27 protein-coding genes and 1 tRNA gene are annotated in these 25877 nt (G+C 36.0%); 20 read left to right on the top strand and 8 right to left on the bottom strand.

What is annotated here, in order from left to right; translation table 11 throughout:
* The first annotated feature begins 136 nt into the window (after positions 1–136).
* Positions 137–1858, top strand: a complete 1722-nt coding sequence (gldJ, locus tag Q0Q99_RS01275) for a gliding motility lipoprotein GldJ (RefSeq protein ID WP_293890187.1) — start codon at positions 137–139, stop codon at positions 1856–1858.
* 71 nt (positions 1859–1929) lie between these two features.
* Complete coding sequence (gene murF / locus Q0Q99_RS01270) at positions 1930–3213, top strand: UDP-N-acetylmuramoyl-tripeptide--D-alanyl-D-alanine ligase (RefSeq protein WP_293890165.1); 1284 nt, start codon at positions 1930–1932, stop codon at positions 3211–3213.
* A gap of 402 nt (positions 3214–3615) precedes the next feature.
* Here murF and Q0Q99_RS01265 read toward each other — a convergent pair.
* Together Q0Q99_RS01265 and Q0Q99_RS01260 are read right to left on the bottom strand one after the other, a co-directional pair.
* A tRNA-Val gene (locus tag Q0Q99_RS01265) sits at positions 3616–3690 on the bottom strand.
* A 57-nt stretch (positions 3691–3747) separates the two neighbouring features.
* A complete protein-coding gene (locus Q0Q99_RS01260; protein ID WP_293890163.1) occupies positions 3748–4968 on the bottom strand; it encodes a folylpolyglutamate synthase/dihydrofolate synthase family protein in 1221 nt (406 codons plus the stop codon).
* A 128-nt stretch (positions 4969–5096) separates the two neighbouring features.
* On the opposite strand from Q0Q99_RS01260, the gene Q0Q99_RS01255 reads away from it, so the two are divergent.
* The 3 genes from Q0Q99_RS01255 to Q0Q99_RS01245 are packed head-to-tail and all read left to right on the top strand — an operon-like array spanning position 5097 to position 6765.
* On the top strand, positions 5097–5810 hold the full coding sequence (locus tag Q0Q99_RS01255) for a MotA/TolQ/ExbB proton channel family protein (protein WP_293890185.1): 714 nt from the start codon (positions 5097–5099) through the stop codon (positions 5808–5810).
* Positions 5791–6186 (top strand): biopolymer transporter ExbD, encoded by a 396-nt coding sequence (locus Q0Q99_RS01250; RefSeq protein WP_293890161.1) that lies wholly within the window; start codon positions 5791–5793, stop codon positions 6184–6186. The genes Q0Q99_RS01255 and Q0Q99_RS01250 overlap by 20 nt, the downstream gene beginning before the upstream one ends.
* Before the next feature lie 27 nt (positions 6187–6213).
* Positions 6214–6765: a DUF4468 domain-containing protein gene (locus tag Q0Q99_RS01245; RefSeq protein ID WP_293890159.1), complete on the top strand. Its 552-nt coding sequence runs from the start codon at positions 6214–6216 to the stop codon at positions 6763–6765.
* A gap of 59 nt (positions 6766–6824) precedes the next feature.
* Here Q0Q99_RS01245 and Q0Q99_RS01240 read toward each other — a convergent pair whose 3' ends face one another.
* The 3 genes from Q0Q99_RS01240 to Q0Q99_RS01230 all read right to left on the bottom strand — a co-directional run bounded on the left by Q0Q99_RS01240 (position 6825) and on the right by Q0Q99_RS01230 (position 9822).
* Complete coding sequence (locus Q0Q99_RS01240; protein ID WP_293890157.1) at positions 6825–7634, bottom strand: M23 family metallopeptidase; 810 nt, start codon at positions 7632–7634, stop codon at positions 6825–6827.
* 5 nt (positions 7635–7639) lie between these two features.
* On the bottom strand, positions 7640–8518 hold the full coding sequence (locus Q0Q99_RS01235; RefSeq protein ID WP_293890155.1) for an energy transducer TonB: 879 nt from the start codon (positions 8516–8518) through the stop codon (positions 7640–7642).
* Between the two features lie 77 nt (positions 8519–8595).
* Positions 8596–9822: a Glu/Leu/Phe/Val dehydrogenase dimerization domain-containing protein gene (locus Q0Q99_RS01230; protein WP_293890153.1), complete on the bottom strand. Its 1227-nt coding sequence runs from the start codon at positions 9820–9822 to the stop codon at positions 8596–8598.
* A gap of 121 nt (positions 9823–9943) precedes the next feature.
* Between Q0Q99_RS01230 and Q0Q99_RS01225 the strand changes: the two genes are divergently transcribed.
* Positions 9944–10159 carry a T9SS type A sorting domain-containing protein gene (locus Q0Q99_RS01225; RefSeq protein ID WP_293890183.1) on the top strand — a complete coding sequence of 72 codons (216 nt, stop codon included), beginning with the start codon at positions 9944–9946 and terminating at the stop codon, positions 10157–10159.
* A 45-nt stretch (positions 10160–10204) separates the two neighbouring features.
* Here Q0Q99_RS01225 and Q0Q99_RS01220 read toward each other — a convergent pair whose 3' ends face one another.
* Positions 10205–11269 carry an anhydro-N-acetylmuramic acid kinase gene (locus Q0Q99_RS01220; protein ID WP_293890151.1) on the bottom strand — a complete coding sequence of 355 codons (1065 nt, stop codon included), beginning with the start codon at positions 11267–11269 and terminating at the stop codon, positions 10205–10207.
* 94 nt (positions 11270–11363) lie between these two features.
* On the opposite strand from Q0Q99_RS01220, the gene Q0Q99_RS01215 reads away from it, so the two are divergent.
* From Q0Q99_RS01215 to Q0Q99_RS01150, 14 genes are all read left to right on the top strand, one after another.
* The gene (locus Q0Q99_RS01215; RefSeq protein ID WP_293890149.1) at positions 11364–12500 is read left to right on the top strand and encodes an acyl-CoA dehydrogenase family protein; all 1137 of its coding nucleotides are present in this window, start codon (positions 11364–11366) and stop codon (positions 12498–12500) included.
* 111 nt (positions 12501–12611) lie between these two features.
* The gene (locus tag Q0Q99_RS01210; protein WP_293890147.1) at positions 12612–13172 is read left to right on the top strand and encodes a hypothetical protein; all 561 of its coding nucleotides are present in this window, start codon (positions 12612–12614) and stop codon (positions 13170–13172) included.
* A 2-nt stretch (positions 13173–13174) separates the two neighbouring features.
* The gene (locus Q0Q99_RS01205) at positions 13175–13864 is read left to right on the top strand and encodes a Crp/Fnr family transcriptional regulator (protein ID WP_293890145.1); all 690 of its coding nucleotides are present in this window, start codon (positions 13175–13177) and stop codon (positions 13862–13864) included.
* Between the two features lie 10 nt (positions 13865–13874).
* Positions 13875–14360: a hypothetical protein gene (locus Q0Q99_RS01200; RefSeq protein WP_293890143.1), complete on the top strand. Its 486-nt coding sequence runs from the start codon at positions 13875–13877 to the stop codon at positions 14358–14360.
* Positions 14361–14474: 114 nt separating this feature from the next.
* Positions 14475–14936 carry a YHS domain-containing (seleno)protein gene (locus tag Q0Q99_RS01195; protein ID WP_293890141.1) on the top strand — a complete coding sequence of 154 codons (462 nt, stop codon included), beginning with the start codon at positions 14475–14477 and terminating at the stop codon, positions 14934–14936.
* A 10-nt stretch (positions 14937–14946) separates the two neighbouring features.
* The gene (locus tag Q0Q99_RS01190) at positions 14947–15336 is read left to right on the top strand and encodes a DoxX family protein (protein ID WP_293890139.1); all 390 of its coding nucleotides are present in this window, start codon (positions 14947–14949) and stop codon (positions 15334–15336) included.
* Between the two features lie 9 nt (positions 15337–15345).
* The gene (locus tag Q0Q99_RS01185) at positions 15346–15834 is read left to right on the top strand and encodes a DinB family protein (protein ID WP_293890137.1); all 489 of its coding nucleotides are present in this window, start codon (positions 15346–15348) and stop codon (positions 15832–15834) included.
* The gene (locus Q0Q99_RS01180; protein ID WP_293890135.1) at positions 15822–16532 is read left to right on the top strand and encodes an NRDE family protein; all 711 of its coding nucleotides are present in this window, start codon (positions 15822–15824) and stop codon (positions 16530–16532) included. The genes Q0Q99_RS01185 and Q0Q99_RS01180 overlap by 13 nt, the downstream gene beginning before the upstream one ends.
* 19 nt (positions 16533–16551) lie before the next feature.
* The gene (locus tag Q0Q99_RS01175; RefSeq protein WP_293890133.1) at positions 16552–17586 is read left to right on the top strand and encodes a D-alanine--D-alanine ligase; all 1035 of its coding nucleotides are present in this window, start codon (positions 16552–16554) and stop codon (positions 17584–17586) included.
* A gap of 69 nt (positions 17587–17655) precedes the next feature.
* Positions 17656–18291, top strand: a complete 636-nt coding sequence (locus Q0Q99_RS01170) for a hypothetical protein (protein ID WP_293890131.1) — start codon at positions 17656–17658, stop codon at positions 18289–18291.
* A 59-nt stretch (positions 18292–18350) separates the two neighbouring features.
* Positions 18351–19034, top strand: a complete 684-nt coding sequence (locus tag Q0Q99_RS01165; RefSeq protein WP_293890181.1) for an SDR family oxidoreductase — start codon at positions 18351–18353, stop codon at positions 19032–19034.
* Between the two features lie 24 nt (positions 19035–19058).
* Positions 19059–19661: a SprT-like domain-containing protein gene (locus tag Q0Q99_RS01160; protein WP_293890129.1), complete on the top strand. Its 603-nt coding sequence runs from the start codon at positions 19059–19061 to the stop codon at positions 19659–19661.
* Positions 19662–19777: 116 nt separating this feature from the next.
* Positions 19778–20839, top strand: coding sequence for a mannose-1-phosphate guanylyltransferase (locus Q0Q99_RS01155; RefSeq protein ID WP_293890127.1), 1062 nt, complete (start codon positions 19778–19780; stop codon positions 20837–20839).
* A 146-nt stretch (positions 20840–20985) separates the two neighbouring features.
* A complete protein-coding gene (locus Q0Q99_RS01150) occupies positions 20986–24363 on the top strand; it encodes a gliding motility-associated C-terminal domain-containing protein (protein ID WP_293890125.1) in 3378 nt (1125 codons plus the stop codon).
* A 1-nt stretch (position 24364) separates the two neighbouring features.
* On the opposite strand, the gene Q0Q99_RS01145 is transcribed toward Q0Q99_RS01150, so the two are convergent.
* Together Q0Q99_RS01145 and Q0Q99_RS01140 are read right to left on the bottom strand one after the other, a co-directional pair.
* Complete coding sequence (locus Q0Q99_RS01145) at positions 24365–25129, bottom strand: ABC transporter ATP-binding protein (RefSeq protein ID WP_293890123.1); 765 nt, start codon at positions 25127–25129, stop codon at positions 24365–24367.
* A complete protein-coding gene (locus Q0Q99_RS01140; RefSeq protein ID WP_293890121.1) occupies positions 25129–25875 on the bottom strand; it encodes an ABC transporter permease in 747 nt (248 codons plus the stop codon). Before Q0Q99_RS01140 ends, Q0Q99_RS01145 begins: the two co-directional genes overlap by 1 nt.
* Positions 25876–25877 lie beyond the last annotated feature (2 nt).

Raw genomic sequence — 25877 nt, 5'->3', positions numbered from 1 at the left:
AATACAATAAAACTATTAATTTTGCGTTATATATAAAATCCGCTTAGGGAGCGAATTCAGTATTAATTAAAAAAAGTTGTTGCAATTTAATGGTAAATACTTATATTGCGCCTCGAAATTTATACCTACTATGAATATGAAAGTAAACAAAATTATAGCAGTAAAATTATTACTATCATTAGTGATAATGGTCGGTTTTACGAGTTGTAGTAAAAAGTCTGAATCAAAAGGCGGTTCAAGAGCAACCGGTTGGAAAATCAACGATAAAAAGGGAGGTTTTCAATATGCTTCAAAATTTAAAAAACAAGCAACGGGACCAGGTTTAGTTCTGGTTGAAGGTGGGACATTTACCATGGGTAAAGTTCAGGATGATGTGATGCATGATTGGAATAATACGCCAAATCAGCAACACGTGATGTCTTTCTACATGGACGAAACTGAAGTAACCAATATGATGTATATGGAATACTTAAATTGGCTAAAAACAGTTTTCCCGCCAGAACAGGAAAATTATAAAAACATATATGAAGGTGCTTCTCCGGATACCTTAGTGTGGAGAAATAGATTGGGATATAATGAAACGATGACAGAAAACTATTTGAGACATCCGGCTTACGCTGAATATCCTGTAGTTGGAGTTAACTGGATTCAGGCGACGGAATTTGCGAAATGGAGAACGGAGCGTGTAAACGAAAAAATTCTTGAAGACCAACGTTATTTGAAAAAAGATTCCAAAGTTACAGATATGACCGCTGACAAAGTTTTCAGTACCGAGGCTTATCTTGCTTCGCCATCTACTGCAAAAGGGGGAGATGAAAAACTTGTTTTGAAAAAAGGTAAAGGAAGAGGAACTGCTCCAAAAGCAAGTAGTACTCCTGGCGCCAATAACACAGCTGGTAATAGCGCTAAAAATGTATATGCGCAAAGAACTTCCGGTTTGTTTTTACCTGAATATAGATTACCGACTGAAGCGGAGTGGGAATATGCTGCTGCTGCTGATGTAGGACAAAGAGAATACAACGCCTACAAAGGGCAAAAGAAATATCCTTGGTCCGGAAGTTATACACGTTCAGGAAAAAGACAGGTTAGAGGTGATCAATTGGCTAACTTTAAACAAGGAAAAGGAGATTACGGTGGAATTGCCGGATGGTCTGATGACGGTGCGGATATCACTAACAAAGTTAAATCATATCCTCCAAACGATTTCGGATTGTATGATATGGCAGGAAACGTAGCAGAATGGGTTGCCGATGTTTACAGACCTATTGTAGATGATGAAGCAAATGATTTCAATTACTACAGAGGTAACGTTTACATGAAAGACAAAATTGGTGAAGACGGTAAAGTAGAATTAGTTACTGCTGAAACCCAAAAATTTGATACTTTATCAAACGGTAAAATTGTATCTAGAAATTTCCCTGGACAAATTGCGCAAGTTCCGGTTGATGATAAAGAAACTTATTTGAGACAAAACTTTGACAAATCAGACAACAGAAACTATCGTGATGGTGATAAACAATCAACAAGATATTTCAAATTTGGTGGTTCAGAAGAAGGTGATGAAAAAGGTAAATTGAGAGACGACCAAAGAATGTACGATTCTCCTAAACATAATGTATCTACTGATAGTTTAGGGAATATGGTTAAAAAATATGACCATTCAAATAAGCGTACCACTTTAGTAAATGATGATGTTAGAGTTTACAAAGGAGGTTCCTGGAGAGACAGAGCGTATTGGTTAGATCCTGCACAAAGAAGATATTATCCACAAGACATCGCAACAGATTACATCGGATTCAGATGTGCTATGTCAAGAGTAGGTGCAAAAGCTGATAAAAAGAAAAGAGCAAGAAACTAGTTTTTAGTTTTATGAATAATAACAAAAAAGCCCTATTTTTAAGGGCTTTTTTATTTTAACTATTTTGCGAAATGACCATTCAGAATATTCATGATTTATTTTTAAAATGCAGCAAAGTTTCAATCGATACAAGAAAGATTGAACCTAACTCTTTTTTTGTGGCCATCAAAGGAGAACGTTTTGACGCTAATACTTTTGCCAAAGAAGCATTAGAAAAAGGAGCAAGTTATGTTGTCATTGATAACGCCGACTATTATATTGATGACAGAACAATTTTGGTGGAAAATAGTTTAGCAACGCTTCAGGAGTTGGCAAAATTTCATAGACAATATTTAAAACTCCCTGTCATTGCCTTGACAGGAAGCAACGGAAAAACCACGACAAAGGAATTAATCAATGTCGTTCTGTCAAAAAAATTCAATACAAAAGCCACAATTGGAAATTTAAACAATCATATTGGAGTTCCGTTAACTCTCCTTTCTTTTACCAATAAAACTAAAATGGGCATTGTAGAAATGGGCGCCAATCACCAAAAGGAAATAGAATTTTTATGCGAAATTGCCCAGCCCGATTATGGTTATATTACCAATTTTGGCAAAGCGCATCTCGAGGGTTTTGGTGGAGTAGAAGGTGTGATAAAAGGGAAGAGTGAAATGTATGCTTATCTAAAATCTAATGATAAGTCTGTTTTTGTAAATCTTGATGACGAAATTCAAAACCATAAAACTATAGATTTCAATAGAATTACCTTTAGCCAAAATAATCAAAGTGCGAGCGTTTTTATAAAAGATGTTACGGCAAATCTTTTTGTTAAAATTGAAACACTTGGAGTTGAAATCAATTCTCATTTAATTGGATTCTACAACGCTAATAATATAAACGCGGCAATTACAATAGGAAACCATTTTGAAGTTCCCACAGGTGACATAAAAGCCGCAATTGAAGATTATATTCCCGAAAACAATCGTTCTCAATTACTAAAAAAAGGCTCTAACGAAATCATCCTTGATGCTTATAACGCCAATCCAAGCAGTATGATGGTTGCCTTGGAAAACTTCATTCAATTAGACAAAAGGAACAAATATATTATCATCGGCGATATGTATGAGTTAGGTGTAGAAAGCCTTGCTGAACATAAAGCCATTGTTGATTTTTTGGATCAAAACAGTTCTTTTGAATGTCATTTTGTTGGCAAGGATTTTTTTGCAAACGGTATTCAAAATGAGCACTTCCATTTTTATAATACATTTGAAGAATTTGCCCAATATCTTTCTTCGGTAAAATTGGAAAATCGGACACTTCTTATTAAAGGTTCCAGGGGAATGGCTTTAGAGCGAGCATTGGAGTTTCTGTGAAACTACTGGAGATTTTAAGGGATTAGCTACGCTGTTCCCAAGTGGTTTGACTTGCACAACAAACCAAACTTGTTTGCAACAAGTTTTAATTTTATAACGGTTTACAAAGCGAGCTTCTGACACCGCCATAAAATAAAAAAACCGAAACGTTAGTTTCGGTTTTTTTTGTGGGCGATGAGATTTGAAATTAAAAGGAGGAAGCCCAGTGGGCTTCAGGTAAACAGCTTTAGCTTGTAAATGTAACTGGGATTAGCTACGCTGTTCCCAAGTGGTTTGCCCTGCACAACAAAACCAAACTTGTTTGCAACAAGTTGTTTTTTTATTTTATAACGGTTTACAAAAGCGAGCTTTTGACGCCGCCATAAAATAAAAAAACCGAAACGTAAGTTTCGGTTTTTTTTGTGGGCGATGAGGGATTCGAACCCCCGACCCTCTCGGTGTAAACGAGATGCTCTGAACCAACTGAGCTAATCGCCCTAATGCGAGTGCAAATATAGACTACTTTTTTAATATTGCAAACATATTCGATAAAAATTATAAAATTTCTGCAACTACAAATGTGCTTCCGCCAATATAAATTAGGTCATTACTATTTGCATTTTCTATAGCAACCTGATAAGCATTTGATACAGAAATGTATGTTTCGCCGATAAGATTAAAGTCCGCTGCTTTTTCTTTTAAAATTATTTCGTCTAATCCTCTCGAAATATTTGGTTTGCAAAAATAATAAATAGCTTGTCTAGGAAATAATGGCAGAATTTCATCGAGGTTTTTGTCATTGACCAATCCCAAAACAATATGTAACCGTTTGTAGTGCTCCTTTTTCAATTGATTTATGACTATTGTCAATCCGTGAGCATTATGCGCAGTATCGCAAATAATCTTTGGATTGTCTCCCAGTTGTTGCCATCTGCCTTGTAATCTTGTATTTTTAACCACATTCAAAAAGCCATTTTTAATGTCGGTTTCAGATACAGATAGTAACTCGTTGCCCCGCAATACTTTTAGGGTTTGCAAAACAGTTTTCTTATTTTGAATTTGATAATCGCCAAGCAAGGCAGATGGGTAATCCTCTTGTATTAAATCGGAAGCAAAATATATTTCGGAATTGGTTTCTTTGGCTTTGACCAGAAATACAGGTTTAGTTTCAGCAGTATATTCGCCAATAACCACAGGAATATTTGGTTTGATAATGCCGGCTTTTTCAAAAGCAATGGCTTCCAGCGTGTTTCCCAAAAATTGAGTATGATCAAGTCCGATATTGGTAATAACCGAAATTAATGGAGTAATGATATTAGTTGAGTCCAATCGGCCTCCCATTCCGACTTCAATAATATTGATGTCAGTTAGTTCGGCTACGAAATACTCAAAAGCCAATCCGACGCTCATTTCAAAAAAACTCAATTCATTGGCTTCGAAAAACGGTTTGTTTTTATTTATAAAATCACAAACATAATCTTCGGAAATAGGTATTCCGTTGATGGCAATTCTTTCGCGGTAGTCTTTTAAATGAGGCGAAGTATATAAACCGACTTTATACCCGGCTTCCTGTAAAACCGATGCCAATAAATGTGAAGTAGAACCTTTTCCATTGGTTCCCGCCACGTGAATGCATTTCAGGCGAAGTTCCGGATTTCTCAAATGTCTGGCTAACAAAACAGTATTGGTAATGTCCTCTCTATACGCTGTGGCACCTTGTGCTTGATACATCGGCAATTTGTTAAACATCCAATTGAGTGTTTCTTTATAGTTCATAATTTTCGGAAAAAATTGGCGGTCAATATACTTTTATACGTTTTTTTTCGTTTATATTGTGATGCGTATTCGAAAGCACAAAATTGAAATTATTTTCAGAATTAATTGCCATAAATCAGATAAATATGATAAGCACGTTTTTACAATTACAAGCTGACACTTTAGCTCAAGCGCTTCCTACAGTAGATAAAGCAAATGCTGCTTTAACCAATGAAGTTTCGGTTTTGGAATTTATTTTTAAAGGTGGTCTGTTCCTAATCCCAATTGCCATTTTGTTATTCTATACCATCTACCTCGTTTTTGAGCGCTATTTGTATATCCACAAAGCAGCTAAAATCGATAATCATCTGATGAAAGATATTCGTAATCATTTGAATAATGCTAACATTGAAATGGCAGTTTCTTCGGCCGAAAGAACGGGTAACTCTCAAGGAGCAATCATAAAAGAAGGTGTGCTAACAATTGGGAGGCATATTGGGGAAATAGAATCAAATATGGAACGTGCGACTAATATCGAAATTGGCTATATGGAAAAGAAATTAGGACAATTAGGCCTGATTGCCGGTATTGCACCAACATTAGGTTTTATCGGAACTATTTCCGGAGTTATTAAAATCTTCTATAGTATTTCGGTAACGGAAGACATTAGTATCGGAAATATTTCAGGAGGATTATATGAAAAAATGATTAGTAGTGGAGCCGGTTTGATAGTTGGGATTATTGCCTACAGCGCTTATCACTTATTCAATGGAAAAATTGATGCGTTTTCATTATCCATCCAAAAACAAATATTAGAATTTGTAAATATAATTCAAAGACCAAATGGCAATAAAGCGAAATAAACGATTTCACGCAGAAGTCGCCACATCCTCTTTGAGCGACATTATGTTTTTCCTGTTGCTGTTTTTCTTAATCATCTCAACATTGGCAAATCCAAATGTTATCAGAATGACATTGCCAAAATCGAAAACCAACGAGAAGACAAACAAGCAACTTATTACATTATCTGTAACCGAAGAAAAAAGATATTTCATTGACAAAGAGGAAGTGCTTTTGGAACAATTGGAATCCCGATTACTTGAATTAATGGATCCCGAAAAGCAACAAACGGTAATAATTAGAATTCCGGCTACGATGCAGGTGCAAGACCTGGTTGATGTATTGCAAATAGGAGTGAAGAACAAACTGAAGTTTGTGATAGCCACGAGTCCGAAATAAGCTTTATAAAATTAAATAATTTAGCATATGAAACTGAAAACTTTACTTTTGATGGCATTTGTAACGGTATCAACTTTTGCGCAGGAAACCGAATTTAAATTTTCGAAAGAAGGACTAACCGATTTTATTGTAACCAATTATGATGGATCTGCGAAAGATACGTACAACAGAGCATTAGCATGGGTCAAAGACACCAGCAAAAAAAGCTTTGTAAACTTCGTTGTGGTTTCCTCTGTCGAAAACGAAAATGAGAAACTTGTTATTGAAGGCGTGAAGCAAAATTTTATTTGCAGTAAGGCCGGAGGGACAAATGTGTGCACATTCGCCACCTTTACCATTGCCATCACTTTTAAAGATGGAAAATACAAATTGGAAGCTGTTGGCTTAAGTGAAAAAGCCAATAATTCCATTAATACTGTTGTCCACAATCTGGATGATTTTTCAGAGTATTATGATAAGGATGGTACGTTGAAAAAATATAAAGATGAGGTTCCCGTGGCTTATGAATCACTTTTTAATGATTTGAATAAAAGCCTGATTGCCTTTATGGATAAGAAGAAGAAAGCAGAAAACTGGTAAATCTTATTTAAACTTAAAAGAAACCCGTCTCGTTTTTGGAGCAAGATGGGTTTTTGTAATTAATAGTTTCTCGTATATGTTGTTTTTTCCTTTAAGATTACCGATTCGGTTCCGTCGTTTATTTTGAACTTAGTTTTTAGGGTTTCAGGTTTATCTATTCGTTGGATAAAAACCATAAAATGTAAATGCGGTCCATTGGACCAGCCTATATTTCCGCTGTAGCCTATTAAATCATTTTCCTTAACAACATCCCCTTCTTCCACAGCTGCTCCGTTTTGTTTTAAATGAACGTATTGCGAAAAGGTACCGTCGTTATGATACAGCAGGATATAATTGTTAAAGGCGGCACAGCTTCTGACTCCACAATTTTGATTATTGTTTTCAACCACCTTTACTACGATTCCGTCTCTGGCTGCGAGGATACTTGTTCCAACCGGCATTGTGAAGTCAAGTGAATTTTCATTTTGATGCGAAAAGCTTCCATTATACCCTTGGAAAATAGAAAACGAACTTCCCTTTTGAAACGGAAGGGAATAGTTGTAATCGATAGGATTGGTGATGGTGCTATCTCCATAGTTGACCTTAGATTTTGTGGTAAAGCCACCACCGCTATTGGGTTTGACTTGTTCAAGTGTAGTGATAACAAACCCTTTTGTCTTAGCCGGGACAACAAAAATTTTGTGATTGCCATTGGACGATGAAAGGTTTGTAAGTTTGAAGTCTATCAGCATGGAAATTGGACAAAACTCATCGTTGTCTGCTAAAACCTTATATCCGTTTGCGGTTTTCTCGTGGTAAAGATTTTTTTTAATCTGCGAAAAACAGGGAATAGTGAAGGTTAATAATAAAACAAAGATTATTGATTTCATAGAAATTAGTTCAGGCTGAAGGTGTAAATTATTTTTCCGACCTGGGTTTCCGGCGCATTACTGTCGGCTTGCCATTTTGTATTCATTGCAGCAATCTTAGCTTGGTCGAGTAAGCATCTTGCGGTGTTAGTTGTTCCCTGAACTCCGGCTGTCACACTTACCGTATTTCCATTTCTGTCAACTGTTACCTGAACTGCGACCCGGCCTTGCTCCTGACAGGTATAATCCGGTTGGGGTTTGTTTAGCGCTTTTCGATTACCCAATGAATAGCCTGAACCGCTTCCGTTTCCACCACCATTTCCTGAACCTGTCCCGGTGCCCGTCCCTGAACCTGTCCCTGTTCCATTGCCAGAGCCTTTTCCGCCACCAGTCCCTGTGCCGCTTCCGTTCCCGTAATAACCGTTTGAATCTAAATTACCACTTGCGCTTCCTTTATTGCCGTTTTTAGTATCATTACCATCACCACCTTTATTGCCTAGAATACTCGATAGAGCATCATTCGCATTTTTAGAAACCTTTGGTTTTACTACGGCCGGTTTTACATCTTTTTTAACCGGAACCGGAGTCTTGACATTGTCTTTCTTTGGCACAACAACATTGTCGTCTGCGTTATCATCTGAAAGCACATCCTCATCCGGGGTAGTCGCTGAGGCTGCTTTAACCTGTTCTTTTACGTTTAAGACTTCACTTTTGTAATTATCGCCCATGCCAAAATCGCTATCGCCAAAATTCATCTCGATGCCGCCACCGCCACCACCGCCCATGATTTTCATGTCAGCAGGAGGCCAAAAACGCAATAGGAAAAGTAAAAGAATTAATAAAGCATATACCACTGTTGTAAGGGCTAACGATTTTTTGTCATCTTGAGATAGTTCAAAACTCATGGCTTTTTGTTTTGTTCGTTAATAGATATAACGCTTAAAAATACAAATTATTGTGTAATAGCAACGTATATTTTTTATTAGACAAGTTGTTTCAGGGCAATTTCAAAAGCAGTAGCGCTGATGTTTTTTTTGTCTGCATTCAAATTGTGTGCCTTTTCTAATGCTCCCTTTATTATTTCCGAAATATCAGAAAAGATAGCTTCGTCGGTCATTTGGACTTTTTTCTCCATAAAATAAGCAAAGACCCTTGCCATGCCACAGTTTGAAATAAAATCAGGAATCAAACTTACTTTGCTGTCGGTTTCTTCCATAATGCTGCCAAAGAAGATTTCTTTGTCTGCAAAAGGCACATTGGCACCACAGGAAATTACTTCTAAACCGTTGTTGATCAGATTGTCAATTTGTTCTTTGGTTACCAAACGGGATGCCGCGCAGGGTGTAAAAATATCTGCGCCCAATGTCCATATTTTTTGATTGATTTCTTCAAACGGAATCATATTTTGCGCTACCAGTTTGTTTCGGTCTTTGTTTAAGAACAATCTTTTAATATCATCAAAAGTATAACCTTCTTCGTTTATGATTCCACCATCACGGTCGATTATCCCGATAATCTTTGCGCCCATTTCGGCAAGATAGAAAGCGGCAGCGGAACCAACATTTCCAAAACCCTGAACAATGGCTTTTTTACCCTGTACATCGCCGCCATATATAGTATAATAATGGCGAACGGCTTCGGCAACGCCATAACCTGTAATCATATCTGCAATTGTATATTTACGCAAAACATCCGGAGAGAATTTAGGATTTTCTATTACTTTAACAACACCTTGGCGTAATTGCCCGATGCGGTTGATCTTATCAGCTTCAGTAGGTTTGAAATGTCCGTTGAAAACGCCTTCCTGCGGGTGCCATACACCACATTCTTCCGTGAACGGAATTACTTCATGAATCTCATCGACATTCAAATCACCGCCGGTTCCATAATAACTTTTTAATAATGGAGAAACGGCTTTGTACCAACGTTGCAGTACCCCTTTTTTGCGAGGGTCATTTGGATCGAAATTGATACCCGATTTTGCACCACCAATTGCCGGGCCGGAAACAGAAAATTTAACTTCCATTGTCTTTGCCAACGATAGCACTTCGTTCATGTCCAATCCTTTTCTCATTCGCGTTCCGCCACCGGCAGCGCCACCACGGAGGGAATTAATTACTGTCCAGCCTTCTGCTTCCGTTTCGGAATCTTTCCAGTTGAATACTATTTCGGGTTGTTTATTTTCGAATTTTTTTAATAATTCTTTCATGAGATTAGCGTGTTTGGTGGCGCAAATATAGTGATTCAGAATTGTGTTTTTGATGAAAAGAGAATACGTATCACTCAAAATGTAGTTCCGTCCAAGTAATGCTTCTGCTAACCTAAACACAATCAGATTATATCCAAATCCTGTAAAAGGGGATGTATTGAATATTTCAGATTCAGAAAACGCAAGCTACAGAATTATAAATACTCTAGGACAGCAAGTTGCTAAAGGAACAGTTCAAAATGGTGTAATTGCTGTTTCCGGATTGACCTCAAACCTCTATATGTTAGAACTTGAAGTAAATGGACAAACCGTTGTAAAACGTTTTATCAAGGAATAATCTTGAATTTATAAAATTAAAACGCCGCTCATTGAGTGGCGTTTTTTATTTTAAAATAATTCCCGAAGAATGGTTGTGTTTTGCTCCGGTAACACTCGCTAAAACATTGATTTCGTTTCGTAGTTTCAAAACGCCAAGCAAAGCAAAAATAAGGGCTTCCTTGTATTCTAAAATCTTAGCATCAGGAATAATGATTTCGATTTGAGGTAAATGAAACTGCATTTTTTCCATCAAAAAATCATTATAGGTTCCTCCGCCGGTTGCTAATAGTTTCCCTTCTTTTTTTGGTAGTGCTAAAGCTGTTTGTTGCGCGATGTGTTCGGTAAAAGTTCGCATTTTGTCTTGGTTTGGAATACTATATTTTTCTATTAACGGAAAAACAATTGCTTTTACAAATTCAAATCCTAATGACTTTGGAAACGGTTTTTTGTAATAATCCAACCCGTTTAATTCATTAAATAAATCTGTATTTAGTTTCCCTGATTTTGAAATCATGCCTTTATCGTCATAATCAAATCCTAGTTGATTCGCATAGAAATTCAGAACCGTATTCACAGGTGAAATATCAAAAGCAATTCGGTTGCCATTTTGCTCAAAAGAAACATTAGAAAATCCACCCAAATTCAAACAATAATCATACTTAGCGAACAAGATGCTGTCACCAATAGGAACCAAAGGTGCGCCTTGGCCACCAAGCTCAACATCCTGCACCCGAAAATCACAAACTACGGTTTGATTAAGGATTTTTGCTATTTCAGTAAGATTACCAATCTGAAGTGTAAATCCGTTTTGTGGCTGATGCAGAATCGTATGCCCATGAGAACAAATGGCATCCAGGTTTTTTAAATTATGTTTTTCGATAAAGGTTTTGATAACATTGGCCAAAAGAAACGTATAATCTTGATTCAGTTTCCTTAATTCTTCCTGAGAAAAATCAACCGCAATTTTTAGTTTATTGAGCCAGTTATTGTCATACGAAAGGGTTTCTGTTTCAAGAATAGTAAAATCCCATTTGCCATCAATTATTGAAAAATGTATATGTGCCAAATCGATGCCGTCAAGCGATGTGCCGGACATAACTCCGATAACGTTATAAGTTTCTTTATGCATTGGCTAAATTTACGAAAACGTTTGAAATTTTAACATTATTATCATACTTTTGGACACCAAAATTAAAGAATAGAAACACATAATCTTCACAACTATGGATTTTAATTTAAATGAAGAACAAGTAATGATTCAACAAGCCGCGAGAGATTTTGCAATCGCGGAATTATTGCCTGGAGTAATTGAAAGAGACGAGCATTCAAAGTTCCCAACCGAGCAGGTTAAAATGATGGCGGAATTAGGATTCTTAGGAATGATGGTCGATCCAAAATATGGTGGTGCCGGTTTAGACAGTGTTTCTTATGTTTTGGCCTTGACCGAAATTGCAAAAGTTGATGCTTCGGCTGCGGTTATTATGTCAGTGAACAATTCTTTGGTTTGTGCCGGAATGGAAAAATATTGTTCGGAAGAACAAAAAATGAAATATTTAGTTCCATTAGCAAAAGGGGAAGTTATTGGAGCATTTTGTTTATCAGAGCCGGAAGCGGGAAGTGATGCAAGTTCTCAAAAAACAACCGCGAAAGATATGGGCGATTACTATTTGCTAAACGGAACCAAAAACTGGATTACAAATGGCGCAACGGCTTCGACTTATTTAGTGATTGCGCAAACCGATGTAGAAAAAGGGCACAAAGGAATCAATGCTTTTATCGTTGAAAAAGGCTGGGCAGGTTTTGAAATTGGTCCAAAGGAAAAGAAGATGGGAATCCGCGGAAGCGATACACATTCGTTAATGTTTGCCGATGTTAAAGTTCCAAAGGAAAACAGAATTGGTGCGGACGGATTTGGTTTCAACTTCGCAATGAATGTGTTAAACGGAGGAAGAATCGGTATTGCTTCCCAAGCATTAGGAATTGCAACCGGAGCTTATGAAATGGCATTAAAATATTCTCACGAAAGAAAAGCTTTTGGCAAAGAAATTTTTAAACATCAGGCAATTGCATTCAAATTGGCAGACATGTTTGTGAAAATTACAGCGGCCAAATTGCTGATTATGAAAGCGGCTTGCGAAAAGGATGAAGGAAAAGATATTGCGCACTCGGGTTCAATGGCAAAACTATACGCGTCGGAAATTGCTTTGGAGGTTGCAAACGAAGCAGTTCAAATTCACGGAGGAAATGGCTATGTTGCCGAATACCATGTAGAACGCATGATGCGAGACTCGAAAATTACCCAAATTTATGAGGGAACTTCAGAAATTCAAAGAATTGTAATTTCCCGTGGTTTGGTATAAGATTTTTTCTTTATATTTGATGGATTACTTAAAAATTAAAATTAATACTCACTAAACCCTTTCAGCAATGGAAGGGTTTTTTGGTTAACTTTGATGGGAAATGTAAGTGTTATGAAAAGAATAATCTATTTATGGGTTTTATTTTCTTTTTCAAACTCCTTTTCTCAGCAAAAAAGTGAGGTCAAAGAAAAAAGGGAAATTGGATTAGAAATTCAAAAATATCCAGTGGGTACAATTACTGTTATCACTTATAATTATTTTTTTAAAGAAACTTGGGCGATGCGATTTAGGGTTGGAGGTAATTTTGCTAACAGAAAGGATGAGAGCGGCTTTAATGATGATGAAAAAGCAAATGGTTTTGGTGGTAGTTTTGGAATAAACAAATACGTTCGTTCGGGCAACGGTAATTTTATATTTGGAGCTAACGTGGATGTATGGAACATGTGGACAAAATGGATTGATTATAGTGAGATTCCTCAGAATGGTAAAACATATACATTAGTAATTCAGCCATGGATAAATGCGGGATATTTATACAATTTTTCAAAAAAATTTAATGCCGGAATTTATCTGGGATTTGGAAGAGAAATTAATGTCATTACAGATGGTGAAAATGTTGGACAAGGTTTGATGGGAAGTTTAACGTTATCTGGGAATTATAAATTGAATTAAAAATGTATGAAGAACTAAAATATTGGTATCTCCGCGATCATAAATTATTTTGGACATTGAGTATGTCTCAAATCAAGCAATTATGTATTATTACGGGTTATAAAAAAGCTAAGAAAGGCGATATCATTTATTTTTCTTCTTCAGATGTGCCTCGGGTTTTTTTACTCAAAAAAGGCAATATCAAAATTGTTTCCATTGATGAAGATGGTAACGAAACCATCAAAGATATTATTCAGAAAGGCGATTTGTTTGGCGAACTAGAATTGGATAATGATAGAAATTCCAATGAATATGCCAAAGCCTTAACCGATGAAGTTGCCATTTGCAGTTTCCTGATGTCGGACTTTGAGGATTTATTGTTGCGAAATCCAAACCTGGCGCTTTCGTATACTAAATTCGTCGGTCTGAAAATGAAGCGCCTCAAAAACAGTTATGCCAACCTGGTTTCTAAAGATGCGAAGACACGTCTGCTTAGTTTTCTAAAAGATTGGGCAGAACGCGATGGTAAAAGAGAAGGAAACAGAGTTATTATCGAAAATTACCTTACGCAAAACGATATTGCTCAAATCATTTGTACTTCGCGTCAAACCGCTACATCATTACTAAATGAATTAGAAGAAAATGGTTTGATGCATTATGGAAGAAAAGAGATTATCATTGAGGATGTGAATAAGTTAAAAGATAAATTTTAAGAACAAAAAAATGAAACTAATTATTATTTTTTTATTTTCAACATTTATCACCTATTCTCAAAATCAAAATTTTGAAATAAAAGATACAATCGAAGTTAATAAAGTAAAACTACCTACGTATTTTTTTAATGTTGAAAAGAATAGTCATTCTAATCCAGCAATGGTTTTCATTGTAAATAGTAAAGATTTTGAAAAAATAAAAAAGTTGATTCCAAAATTATATTTTTCAAGAAAACAAGAATACACCGATTTTTATGTTTTAAGCGTTAAAAGTTTAAATGATATTGGTGCGGTTAAGAGCTATCTTAACGAAATTGATTTAGATAGAATGAAAAGGCAAAAGTCCACATTTCTAAGAATTTATGAGTTTGATAAAAACCATCAGAAAATCACTTACACTTCCTTATTTAAAACATTCACTGAGACAATTGATAATGTTTATTATTTGAAATCAGTTGAGGAACTGTGTAAATATATGGTATGTAGAATTAGATAAGCCTTTGAGATAAATAATACAAGTTTTAAACTTTTTCCCACCAAATGTAAACTACCCGACAAATCGCTTTTTCAAACTGTCTTAGTTTTGCTTCAGAATCAAATAATATTAAAAATGAAAAGACAAATTTTAATCCTGTTCATTGCCTTTATATCTGTGACAACTTTTGCACAAACCGCTGCGAAAAGAACAGCCGAATTCAATTTGGATAAAAAAGTAGCCATTCAAGGCTACGACCCCGTTGCTTATTTTACGCAAAAAAAAGCAGTAAAAGGGAAAGCTGCAATTGCAACAACTTATGAAGGCGTGACCTATAATTTTTCGTCGCAAGCAAATAAGGATTTGTTCCTTAAAAATCCTGCTGGCTACGAGCCGCAATACGGTGGATGGTGTTCTTATGCGATGGGAGCAAATGGTGAAAAAGTGGAAGTAAATCCTGAAACTTTTAAAATCCTGGACGGAAAATTAAATCTGTTTTACAACGCCTTTTTCAATAACACACTCAAAAGCTGGAACAAAGACGAGGTCAATCTGAAGAAGAAAGCGGATAGTAACTGGAAAAAAATTGTCAACTAAAACCAGCACAATGAAAAACCCAATATTTATCTGGATTGTAAAACTTATAGCGGTAATAATCCTAGTACAAACGTTATATTTTAAATTTACAGGAGCAGAAGAAAGCGTTTATATTTTTACCAAACTGGGTATGGAACCTTTTGGAAGAATAGGTTCCGGATTAGTCGAATTGATTGCCTCAATTTTAATTTTAATTCCAAGAACTACATTAGTCGGCGCTTTATTAGGAGCAGGAACAATGCTTGGCGCAATTTTTTCACACCTTTTTGTGTTAGGAATTGATGTAAAAAATGATGGTGGAGAATTATTTATTTTAGCAATAATTACTTTACTTTGCTGCACGATATTAATTATTCAGGACAGGAATAAAATTCAGGATTTACTAAAACTTAAGTTTTAAATAAAAAATATGCTCATAACCTCTTTGCACAAAACATTAAATGAATTGGAGTCGTTGTTACAGCAGCTCTCGAATCATGATTTTACTTCGCCTTGTAAAGGTTTGAGCAATTCAACAATTGGCGAACATACGCGTCATATCATTGAAATGTTTCAATGTTTGGAAAATCAATATGCTAATGGCATTGTGAATTATGATAAAAGAAATCGGGATTACCGAATTCAATCGGATACTCATTTTGCTTTACAATGTTTAGCTGATATTAAAAACCAATTAGAAAAAAGCAATAAAAATTTACTGCTCGAACAAATTGTTGATGAAGAAGAATTGCACATCGAAAGCAATTACTTCAGAGAGTTATTATACAATCTGGAGCATTGCATTCATCACCAAGCCTTGATAAAGGTAGCAGTGCTGCAATTGGAACATCTACAAATCGATGCTGATTTTGGCGTGGCTCGTTCTACTATTGAATTTAGAAAACAATGTGCACAGTAAGTTTTGTCAATACCAATGGCAAAATTATCATCACTTCCAACCGTGATGAGAGAATAGTGAGACCAAACGCCATTGAACCCAAAAATTATGGCATCAACAACAAAAAAATCATCTTTCCAAAAGATAAAAAAGCAGGCGGAACATGGTTTGCGATAGATGAACATGCTACCATTTTAGTGCTTTTAAATGGTGCCGATGAAAAACACATTCCCAAAGAAACGTATCGAAAAAGCCGTGGTTTGATTTTAATAGATTTAATCAGTTGCAAATCAGCAATAGAGGAATGGAAAAACATTGATTTAAAAAATATCGAACCTTTTACCTTAGTGCTTTTTGAAAATCAAAAACTGTATCAGTTGCGATGGAATGAAATCCAAAAAAGCACAACAGAACTAAACAGCAATCAAAGTCATATTTGGTCTTCTTCAACCTTATATTCAAAAGAAATCAGGGAAGAAAGAGCCAACTGGTTCTATACTTTTCTCGATATAAAGCCGGAAGTGAATGCCGATGAACTGTTCAATTTCCACCGTTATACCGAAGAAGAAAACACACAACACGGATTGGTTATCAATAGAAATGATGCATTGAAAACGCTGAGCATCACACAAGCAGTAATCGAAAAAAACAAAGTTGAAATTCATTACAACGATTTGATTGCCAAACAGGATTTTTCCAATACCTTTATTTCTGTATAAAATTCACAATTCATAATTCTTGAAACTATTTCTCCATAAGTTGTTCCACTGGGAATATTGGCCATTTCAAATTGTCTATATTCCTATTTATTTTTTATGGGCATATTATGCGCTGAAAGCCAGAACGATTTTCTTTTTCAATGCCTGCAACCCAACAATGAAAAATGGCGGTTTTGTAATGGATAGCAAAATAGAAATCTATGAATTAATTCCACAGCATTTTTATCCAATAACCAAATTCGTTAAAGAAAAAATACCCTTTAGAGAGGTTGAGACATTATTGGAAACTTCCAAAATCAAATTTCCTTTTATTGTAAAGCCCGACATTGGCCTACGCGGTTCGGCGGTAAAAAAGGTAACCAATGTAAACGAATTAGAAGCCTATCACAACAAAGCAAATTTCGATTATTTATTGCAGGATCTGATTCCGTATGAAAATGAAGTCGGGATTTTTTATGTTCGTTTTCCGCATGAAAAGCATGGAAGAATTACCGGAATTGTTGCCAAGGAATTTTTAATAATCGAAGGAAATGGCCTTTCAACCATCGAAGAATTACTGAAAACAAATCCACGATACGAATTCCAATTAAAGACTCTCGAAAATGAATATGGCAATCTGCTGAAAACGATTTTAGCCAAAGGCGAAAGACGAAATCTGGTGCCTTATGGAAATCATGCCCGAGGTGCCAAATTTTTGGATTATAGTAATCTGATTTCTCCCGAATTAACCAAAGTTATTGACGAAATGTGCCTTCAGGTTCCCGAGTTTTATTTTGGCAGAATGGATTTGATGTACAACACCTGGGACGAACTTGAGAAAGGAAAGAATTTTTCAGTAGTTGAATTAAACGGTTCCGCCAGCGAACCAACGCATATTTATGACCCAAAGCATTCCCTTTTTTTTGCCTGGAAGGAATTGGCACGTCACATCAGGTATATGTTTCAAATTAGTGTGGAAAATCACAAACGAGGATTTCCGTATCTTTCCCACAAGGTTGGTATGCAACAATATAGATTACATTTGGAACAAAGTAATAAGATTGTAAATTTTTAAAAGTTACCACAAATTTTCACGAATTTAATTTGTGCGAATTTGTGTAATTTGCGGTTAAAAACATAATTTTTGGTAAATCTTAAAAACATAGGTGTCGGTTTCCTGGTTAGCTTTTTAGGCTCAATTCCACTTGGCTATTTGAATGTCATCGGTTTTGATATTTACAATTCTTCTGGAATCAATGCTACACTTTTGTATTTATTGGGTGTGATTTGCATCGAATGCTGCGTCATTTTTTTAACCCTTATTTTTGCCAATACATTACATAAAAAAGAAACGTTGCTGAAATTTATAGAAGCTTTTTCAGTTTTATTTATGTTTGTTTTGGCCTATGTGTTTTATTCGAGCGCAGGTTCAGATGACGCCAACAGAACTGTTTTTTCAAATACTTTTCAAAACTTTTTCGTTGCAGGAATAGTCTATAGCTGCCTTAACTTTATTCAGATTCCGTTTTGGTTAAGCTGGAATTTGTATTTGCTCAACGGCAAGTATATCGAAATTTCAAACAACCGAAAATACGTTTATGTTTTCGGAACCCTTATGGGAACATTTTCGGGTATGCTGGTCTTAATCCTTTCCCTTCATTATTTTGCCAGTAACGTTGAATTCCTGTCTAAATATTTAATGAAATTCATTATTCCACTTGTGTTTGCAGGACTCGGAGTCTTTCAGGGAATCAAGTTTTACAGAAAGTATTACGGTTAAATTTCAAACGTTTCATTTCCTAAGTTTTGTTATATTTACGAACACAAAATCAATTTTAAATTGTGAGTAAAAACATCATCATCACCGGAACATCTCGTGGCATTGGCTTTGAACTCGCTTTGCAGTTTGCCAATGCAGGCCATCATGTTTTAGCCATTTCGCGCAAAATACCTCAAACTTTATTGGGCAACCAAAATATCACCTGTCTTTCCGTTGATTTATCCAAAGAAGAAGAACTTGTTGCAGTAGATAATTTTATTTCGACAACCTGGCAAAGAGTAGACATCATCATTCACAACGCCGGAAGTTTAGTCAACAAACCTTTCGCATATACTACACAGGAAGATTTTGAAAATGTATATAAAGTCAATGTTTTTGGCGCTGCTAATTTAACCCGTATATGTTTACATTATCTTCAAAAAGGAAGCCATGTCGTTTCAATAAGCTCAATGGGTGGCATTCAGGGCAGCATGAAGTTTGCCGGACTTTCAGCTTACAGTTCCAGCAAAGGAGCAATAATTACTTTATCTGAATTGTTAGCAGAAGAGTACAAAGAACAAGGCATTGCCTTCAATGTTTTAGCTCTTGGTGCGGTAAATACGGAAATGTTACACGAAGCCTTTCCGGGTTATGAAGCTCCAACATCTGCTAAGGAAATGGCGGATTATATTTTCAATTTTGCAATAACAGGAAACAAATACCACAACGGAAAAATAATTCAGGTTTCATCAAGTACGCCATAAGTTATGAGTTATAAATTATGAGGTATGAGTGATGTACTTTCCAGATATTTGCCGGAGCATGCAGTTGTCTCTTGTTTTGAATTAATCAAAGCAAATAACGTGCATCTCAAAATCGTCAACGAACGACGAACCCGTCATGGTGATTACCGTCGGGCAATTAGTGGAAATCACGAAATCACGGTTAATGCCAATTTGAATAAATACCGATTTTTAATCACATTAGTTCATGAAATTTCGCATTTGGTGGCCTATGAAAGATATGGCCGACTTATAAAACCACACGGCAACGAATGGAAGATTACCTTTCAAAGTCTAATGGTTCCGTTTATTCGCCCTGAGATTTTTCCGCATTCGGTGTTGCCATTGGTTGCCAATCATTTTAGAAACCCTACCGCAAGTAGTGATACTGATGCACGGTTGGCTTTCGCCCTAAAGCAATTTGACGAACGCAAACCAGATGTACATTATATTCACGAAGTGCCAACCGGCAGCATGTTCAGAATAAAAAACGGAAGAATTTTTCAAAAGAACGGCTTACGCGTAAAGCGTTATGAATGCATGGAAGTCAAAACAGGAAGATTGTTTTTGTTTAACGCCAATGCAGAAGTCGAGATCTTACCGGGATAATTTATTTGTCTTATCGACAAAGGAGAAATCTCATCACAATGATTAAATCCTGTTTATTATAAATATATTTGTAGCTATAATTAATAAAGAGATTGCTTCGCAAACTCGCAATGACCATGAATAAAAATTATTACGCAATATTAATGGCTGGTGGCGTTGGTTCAAGATTTTGGCCCGTAAGTACCACTGATTTCCCAAAACAGTTTCACGATATGCTGGGTTCGGGAGAGACGTTAATACAAAAAACATTCAGTCGTTTATCAAAGTTAATTCCGATGGAAAACATTTTGATATTAACTAACGAACGCTACAACCATTTGGTTTTGCAACAATTGCCAATGGTAAAACAGGAACAAGTATTGTTGGAACCGGCGATGCGAAACACAGCACCATGTATTTTATATGCGTCGCTAAAAATTCAAAAACAAAACCCCGAAGCTGTTATGGTTGTTGCGCCAAGCGATCACTGGATTGAAGACGAAGATGCCTTTTCAAGAAACATACAACAATGTTTTGACTTTTGTGAAAAAGAAAATGTATTAATGACTTTAGGAATCGAACCTACGTTTCCAAATACAGGTTTTGGTTATATCGAATTTGATAAGAGTGATGCAAACCCTATTAAGAAAGTAAATCAGTTCCGTGAAAAACCGGATTATGAAACAGCAAAAGCATTTTTGGATGCCGGAAATTTCCTTTGGAATGGGGGCATTTTTATTTGGAGTGTAAAATCGATTACAGCTGCTTTTGAAAAATTTCAACCACAAATGAATGCATTATTTAAGCAAGGTTCTGAAAGTTATAATACATCCAACGAAAAGCAATTTATAGAACAAAATTACCCTGATGCCGAAAATGTTTCTATTGATTATGCCGTAATGGAAAAAGCAAGCAATGTGTTTGTTCTGCCCGCCACTTTTGACTGGAATGATTTAGGAACATGGGGATCGCTGCATGACAAATTAGACAAAGACGACAATAATAATACAGTTGTGAATGCTACAGTAATTTTAGAAAACGCATCCAACAATATTATTCGATCTGAAGCAAAAAAACTTGTAGTTATTGACGGACTCGATGATTATATCATTGTGGATAACGAAAATGTATTGATGATTTACCCTAAAAGTAAAGAACAGGATATCAAACGAATTACGGACGCGGCGAATAAATTATAAAAGATAAGATTTTACTCAACTAAAATATTTTTGCTATCTTGTGATGATATCCAAAAACAAGAACGATGTTTTGTAAAAGATTGTATTTATTTTTCGCATTTGTGTTTTTTGCTCAATTTGCACAAGGACAACTGTCAAATTTTACTTTGAATGTTACAGCGACAAATGAATCATGTCCTTCTAATGGCACATTAATGTTTACGGTTTCAAATACCACTGCAGGATCAGTAATTTTATATTCGGTTTATTTACTTCCTAATGTCACTACTCCGATCTCGGTTCAGTCGGCAACAACTATATCGGGATTAACCGCCGGTACTTACAGGATTATAGCAACGCAAACTTTGGGAAGTGTAAGCGGTACACGGCAACAGGATATCACAATTAGCATTTCAATAATTCTTTTAACTTATCAAATAACCAGTACTAATGAAATTTGCGGAAATGACGGCACCATAACGGTTCATGTCACAACGGGTACCGCAGTAACGTATGAGATTTTTTCGGGACCAATGACAAGGCCGTCACAAGCCTCTAATGTCTTTACAGGTTTGACAGCCGGGATTTATCAAATAAAAGTATTTGATATTTGCGGCCAGGCAGTTGTTCAGACATTTACTTTATTCCGGACTAATACCGATTTAAATTTTCTTTTAATGATCCCAGCCTTAAGTACTTGTACTATGGCTAGTATTGGAGCCAGTTTTCAGTTAGTTTCGCCAACAGGAATAATTCGATATCCTATTCAGGTAACCACTCTCTTTTCTCCACCAACAGGGCCATCGATTACTTTTAATCAAACGATAAACAACGGAAATGGATTTTCTCAACAAGTCCCATACTACCCTGGCCAGACATGTAACTATTCATTTACCATAACGGATGGTTGTGGCACAGTTTATCATTTAGGCGGTGGCTTTAATAATTTGCCTCCTATTGGGTCTGGTTATGCAATTGCATCTCAGGATTGTGTTTTTCAGATGATAACTTTTTCTCACGTAGTTTCATTGATTTTGATGTCAGCACCTGCAGGTTATGCAGGCACATTGCCGCAAAGTTTTACCTCTTCAATAGTCAATTTTGAGGTAATAGTTCATGATGTAATTCAGGGCACTTATGTTTTTAACCTTATTGATCCATGTGGTAATCCCCAGACCGTTACAGTAATAGTTCCGCCAAATCAAAGTTCTGCCAATCCTCCTTACTATGTGGTTGCAAACGCGACATGTGTAGACGTGACACTATTTATATATGATATTAATCAGCTGATAATGGTTTCAGCTCCTCCCGCATATACCGTTCCATTACCTCATGACTATAGCAGTATAATAAATTCGGCACATTATGCGGTTTTTATTCATTTACCTGTTGGAACTTATGTTTTTAATGTTTTAGATCGATGTGATAATCCAGTAACACTGAATTTTATTATAACCCCACAAACAAGTTCACCAGGAGTAAGGGTTTTAGAAGGATGCGAAAATGGTGTTGGTTCAGTTCGAGTTTCGGGAGATTTGGTAACTATTTCGATAACTGCCGCACCAGTTGCTTATACGGGTCCGGTACCGGCTAATCTAACAGGAAATATTACCGCAAACGGAACCACATTAACCTTGGACACGATGCCTCCCGGAATTTATACTTTCCAATCTACCAATTCCTGCGGTGGTTCTTTTACAACTCATGTATCAATTGCAGGTTATCAGGAAAATACAAATGTTATACTTACTCCAAACTGTGGTTCCTTTAATCTTACTTTGAATCATACCAGTAATAATAATATTGGTGTATCATTTTGGCTGCAGAAATATAGCCCTGCAGGCGGAAACTGGTTACATCCTTTGACAAACGCGGTTTATATTAATGGTGCAGTTCCCACAACAACAAATTCTTTTGAGCTAATAAATAATACTACAACTTTTAACATGGCTTTTATTGGTCATTTTAGAATATTAAAAGTATTTAGAACTTACATAAATGGTAATCCTTCACAGGTTAATTGTTTAAAAGCTATTTATGAATTTGACTTTTATAATGTGCCTAGAATTATTGATGTGTTCCCGGTTTCCTGTGGTTCAACTTTTGAAGTCGTTGTAAATGCAATAGGTAACTCAGCTTTGACTTATCGGATTATTGCTAAAAACGGTCTGCCTTTTATGGTAGAAAATGGAAGTTCAAGCTTTTTTTCGGGCTTAGCACCTGCGATATATACTTTTGAAGTTGAAGATGTATGCCATAATAGCGCAAATAGTCAATTTCAAGTGTTAAATCCGAATCCAATGACAATCGCCAGTTCCGTTTCCTGTGATGGGCAGAGCGCTTCATTAACAGTGACTAATTTTTCTTTTCTAACATATCAATGGTGGAAAGGCAGCAACATTTCCACTATTTTGAGTACTAGTAATTCATTAAACTTTTCCTCGTTCAATTCGGTTTTAGATAATGGAATATATCATGTTAGGATAACCTATTTAGGGAATCCGGGTTCCTGCTTGAATCAAGTTCTGGATTATGAAATTAACTTAGATAATTCTGTACCCGAAGCCGGAGATGATAACGCCATTTCCTATTGTGGGAGGCAGGAAATTATTGATTTGACTACATTATTGACGGGAACTTTTGATGCGTTGGGTACTTGGTCCGAAATTACTTCAAGTGGGTTACTGACAAATAATTTATGGGATTCAACAACAGTTCCTTATGCAACATATCAGTTTAAATATACTGTTACCGGAAGTTGTGGTACGACTGATGATGCATTGATAAACATCACGATAAAAACCATTCCGCAATTACCGACCGCCAGTGCTGACCCAATAGTATGTGAAACTCAAAATGTAAATCTATTTGCAACTTTTGTAGCTAGTAGCACTTATAATTGGAGCGGTCCTAACGGATTTACTTCTACGCTGCAAAACCCTGTAATAAATTCGATTTCCAGTAATGAAAATGGAGTTTATACGGTCTATGCAGATATAAATGGTTGTCTATCAGAAAATTCAAGTGTGGACATTTTGGTTAATCCGTTGCCAAGTTTTGCTTTAAATCAGGATTGCATTGGGAGAGATTATCAGGTTTGGTATACTAAACTTAATGAGGCTTCTTTTGATGAAACTAATTCAACATTTACCTGGACAGGGCCAAATAATTTTACAAGTAATAGTAACCCAATAACAATTACAGGAGGAGATTTAGGTATTTATTCTCTAAAAATAACAAACCAATACGGATGTGAAACCACTAACACTATTGATGTTGTAAGGAATATTTGTTTTATTCCAAATGTGATTACGCCAAATAACGATAATACAAATGAGAATCTCGACTTAACAGGTTTTGAGGTTACAAAACTTGAAATCTACAATCGTTGGGGCAGAAAAGTTTATGAAAAAAATAATTATTTAAATGAATGGCATGGCCAGAATATGAGCGGTGGCATATTACCGGATTCAACTTATTATTACATAATTAAACTCTCAACGGAGGAAATTAAAAACGGCTGGATTTTCCTGAATAGAGAATAATTTATTCTTCTTTATTTTGTGCTTTCCTTATCTTTTTGAAAAGATTGGATGAATACACAAAATCGGTTATAGCTTCATTATCAGTTTTGAAAATATCTTTTTTGTTTCCTTCCCAAGCCAAAATACCTTGTTTTAGAAAGATGATTTTTTCGCCGATCTCCATTACCGAGTTCATATCGTGTGTATTGACAACGGTGGTAATATTGTATTCGACAGTGATTTCATGTATCAGGTTATCGATAAGTATTGCTGTTTTTGGATCAAGACCTGAGTTTGGTTCGTCGCAAAAAAGATACTTTGGATTGTTCACAATCGCACGGGCAATTGCCACACGTTTTTGCATTCCCCCCGACAGTTCTGAAGGCTTTTTATGATTCGCTTGTTTTAAATCAACTCTGTGAATTACAAAATCAACACGTTTTTTAATTTCGGAAGCCGTTTTAGTCGTAAACATTCTTAATGGGAACACAACGTTTTCTTCAACAGACATACTATCAAACAAGGCGCTTCCCTGAAAGACCATTCCAATTTCTGTTCGTAATTCTCTTTTATCAGCATCCGAAAGCTCAGTATAAATCCTACCATCAAACGCGATTGTTCCTTTATCAGGCGTGTGGATTCCAAGCAAACTTTTGAGCAAAACTGTTTTTCCGGAGCCACTTTGCCCAATGATAAGATTGGTTTTTCCGGTTTCAAAAGTGGTTGTAATTCCTTTTAAGACTTTGGCGTCGCCAAACGATTTTTCCACATTTTTTACTTCTATCATCAGGTTAAAAGTAATTGCGTTAATATATAATTCACTAAAATTATCGTTACCGATGTCCAAACAAATGATACCGTACTTGCCTTACCAACTTCCAATGCACCGCCTTTCATATAGTAGCCATGAAAGGACGGAATTGTGGCGAGTATCAAAGCAAAAATAAATGTTTTGATAAAAGCATAAGCAATGTGAAACGGAATAAATTCCATTTGAAGACCACTTACAAAATCGGTGCTGTTGCCAAAACCACCATAAACACTCGCAATAAAACCACCTGTTATTCCTAAAAACATGGCAATTCCAATTACAAAAGGGTAAAGCAGTAAGGCTATTAATTTTGGGAAAACCAAATAATTCAATGAATTTACGCCCATAACTTCAAGTGCATCAATTTGCTCAGTAACGCGCATCGTTCCAATACTTGACGTAATGAACGAACCCATTTTCCCAGCCATGATTATCGAGATAAATGTGGGTGCAAATTCCAAAATTATGGATTGTCTGGTTGCAAAACCGATAAGATACTTTGGAATTAACGGATTTGTTAAATTCAATGCGGTCTGAATTGCCACAACGCCACCAACGAAAAAAGAAATGAAAGCTACAATACCAAGTGATCCAATGATTAAATCGTCAATTTCCTTGAAGATTAATGTTCTCATTACGGACCATTTTGTGGGCTTTCTGAAGATTTCAGCAAGCATCAAAAAATATCTTCCAATTTGCGATAAATAGCGAACGAGCATCATAG

It is taken from the genome of Flavobacterium sp. (assembly GCF_025352425.1).
In the GTDB taxonomy this organism is placed as follows: domain Bacteria; phylum Bacteroidota; class Bacteroidia; order Flavobacteriales; family Flavobacteriaceae; genus Flavobacterium.
This window is presented reverse-complemented; position numbering and strand designations above follow the sequence as displayed.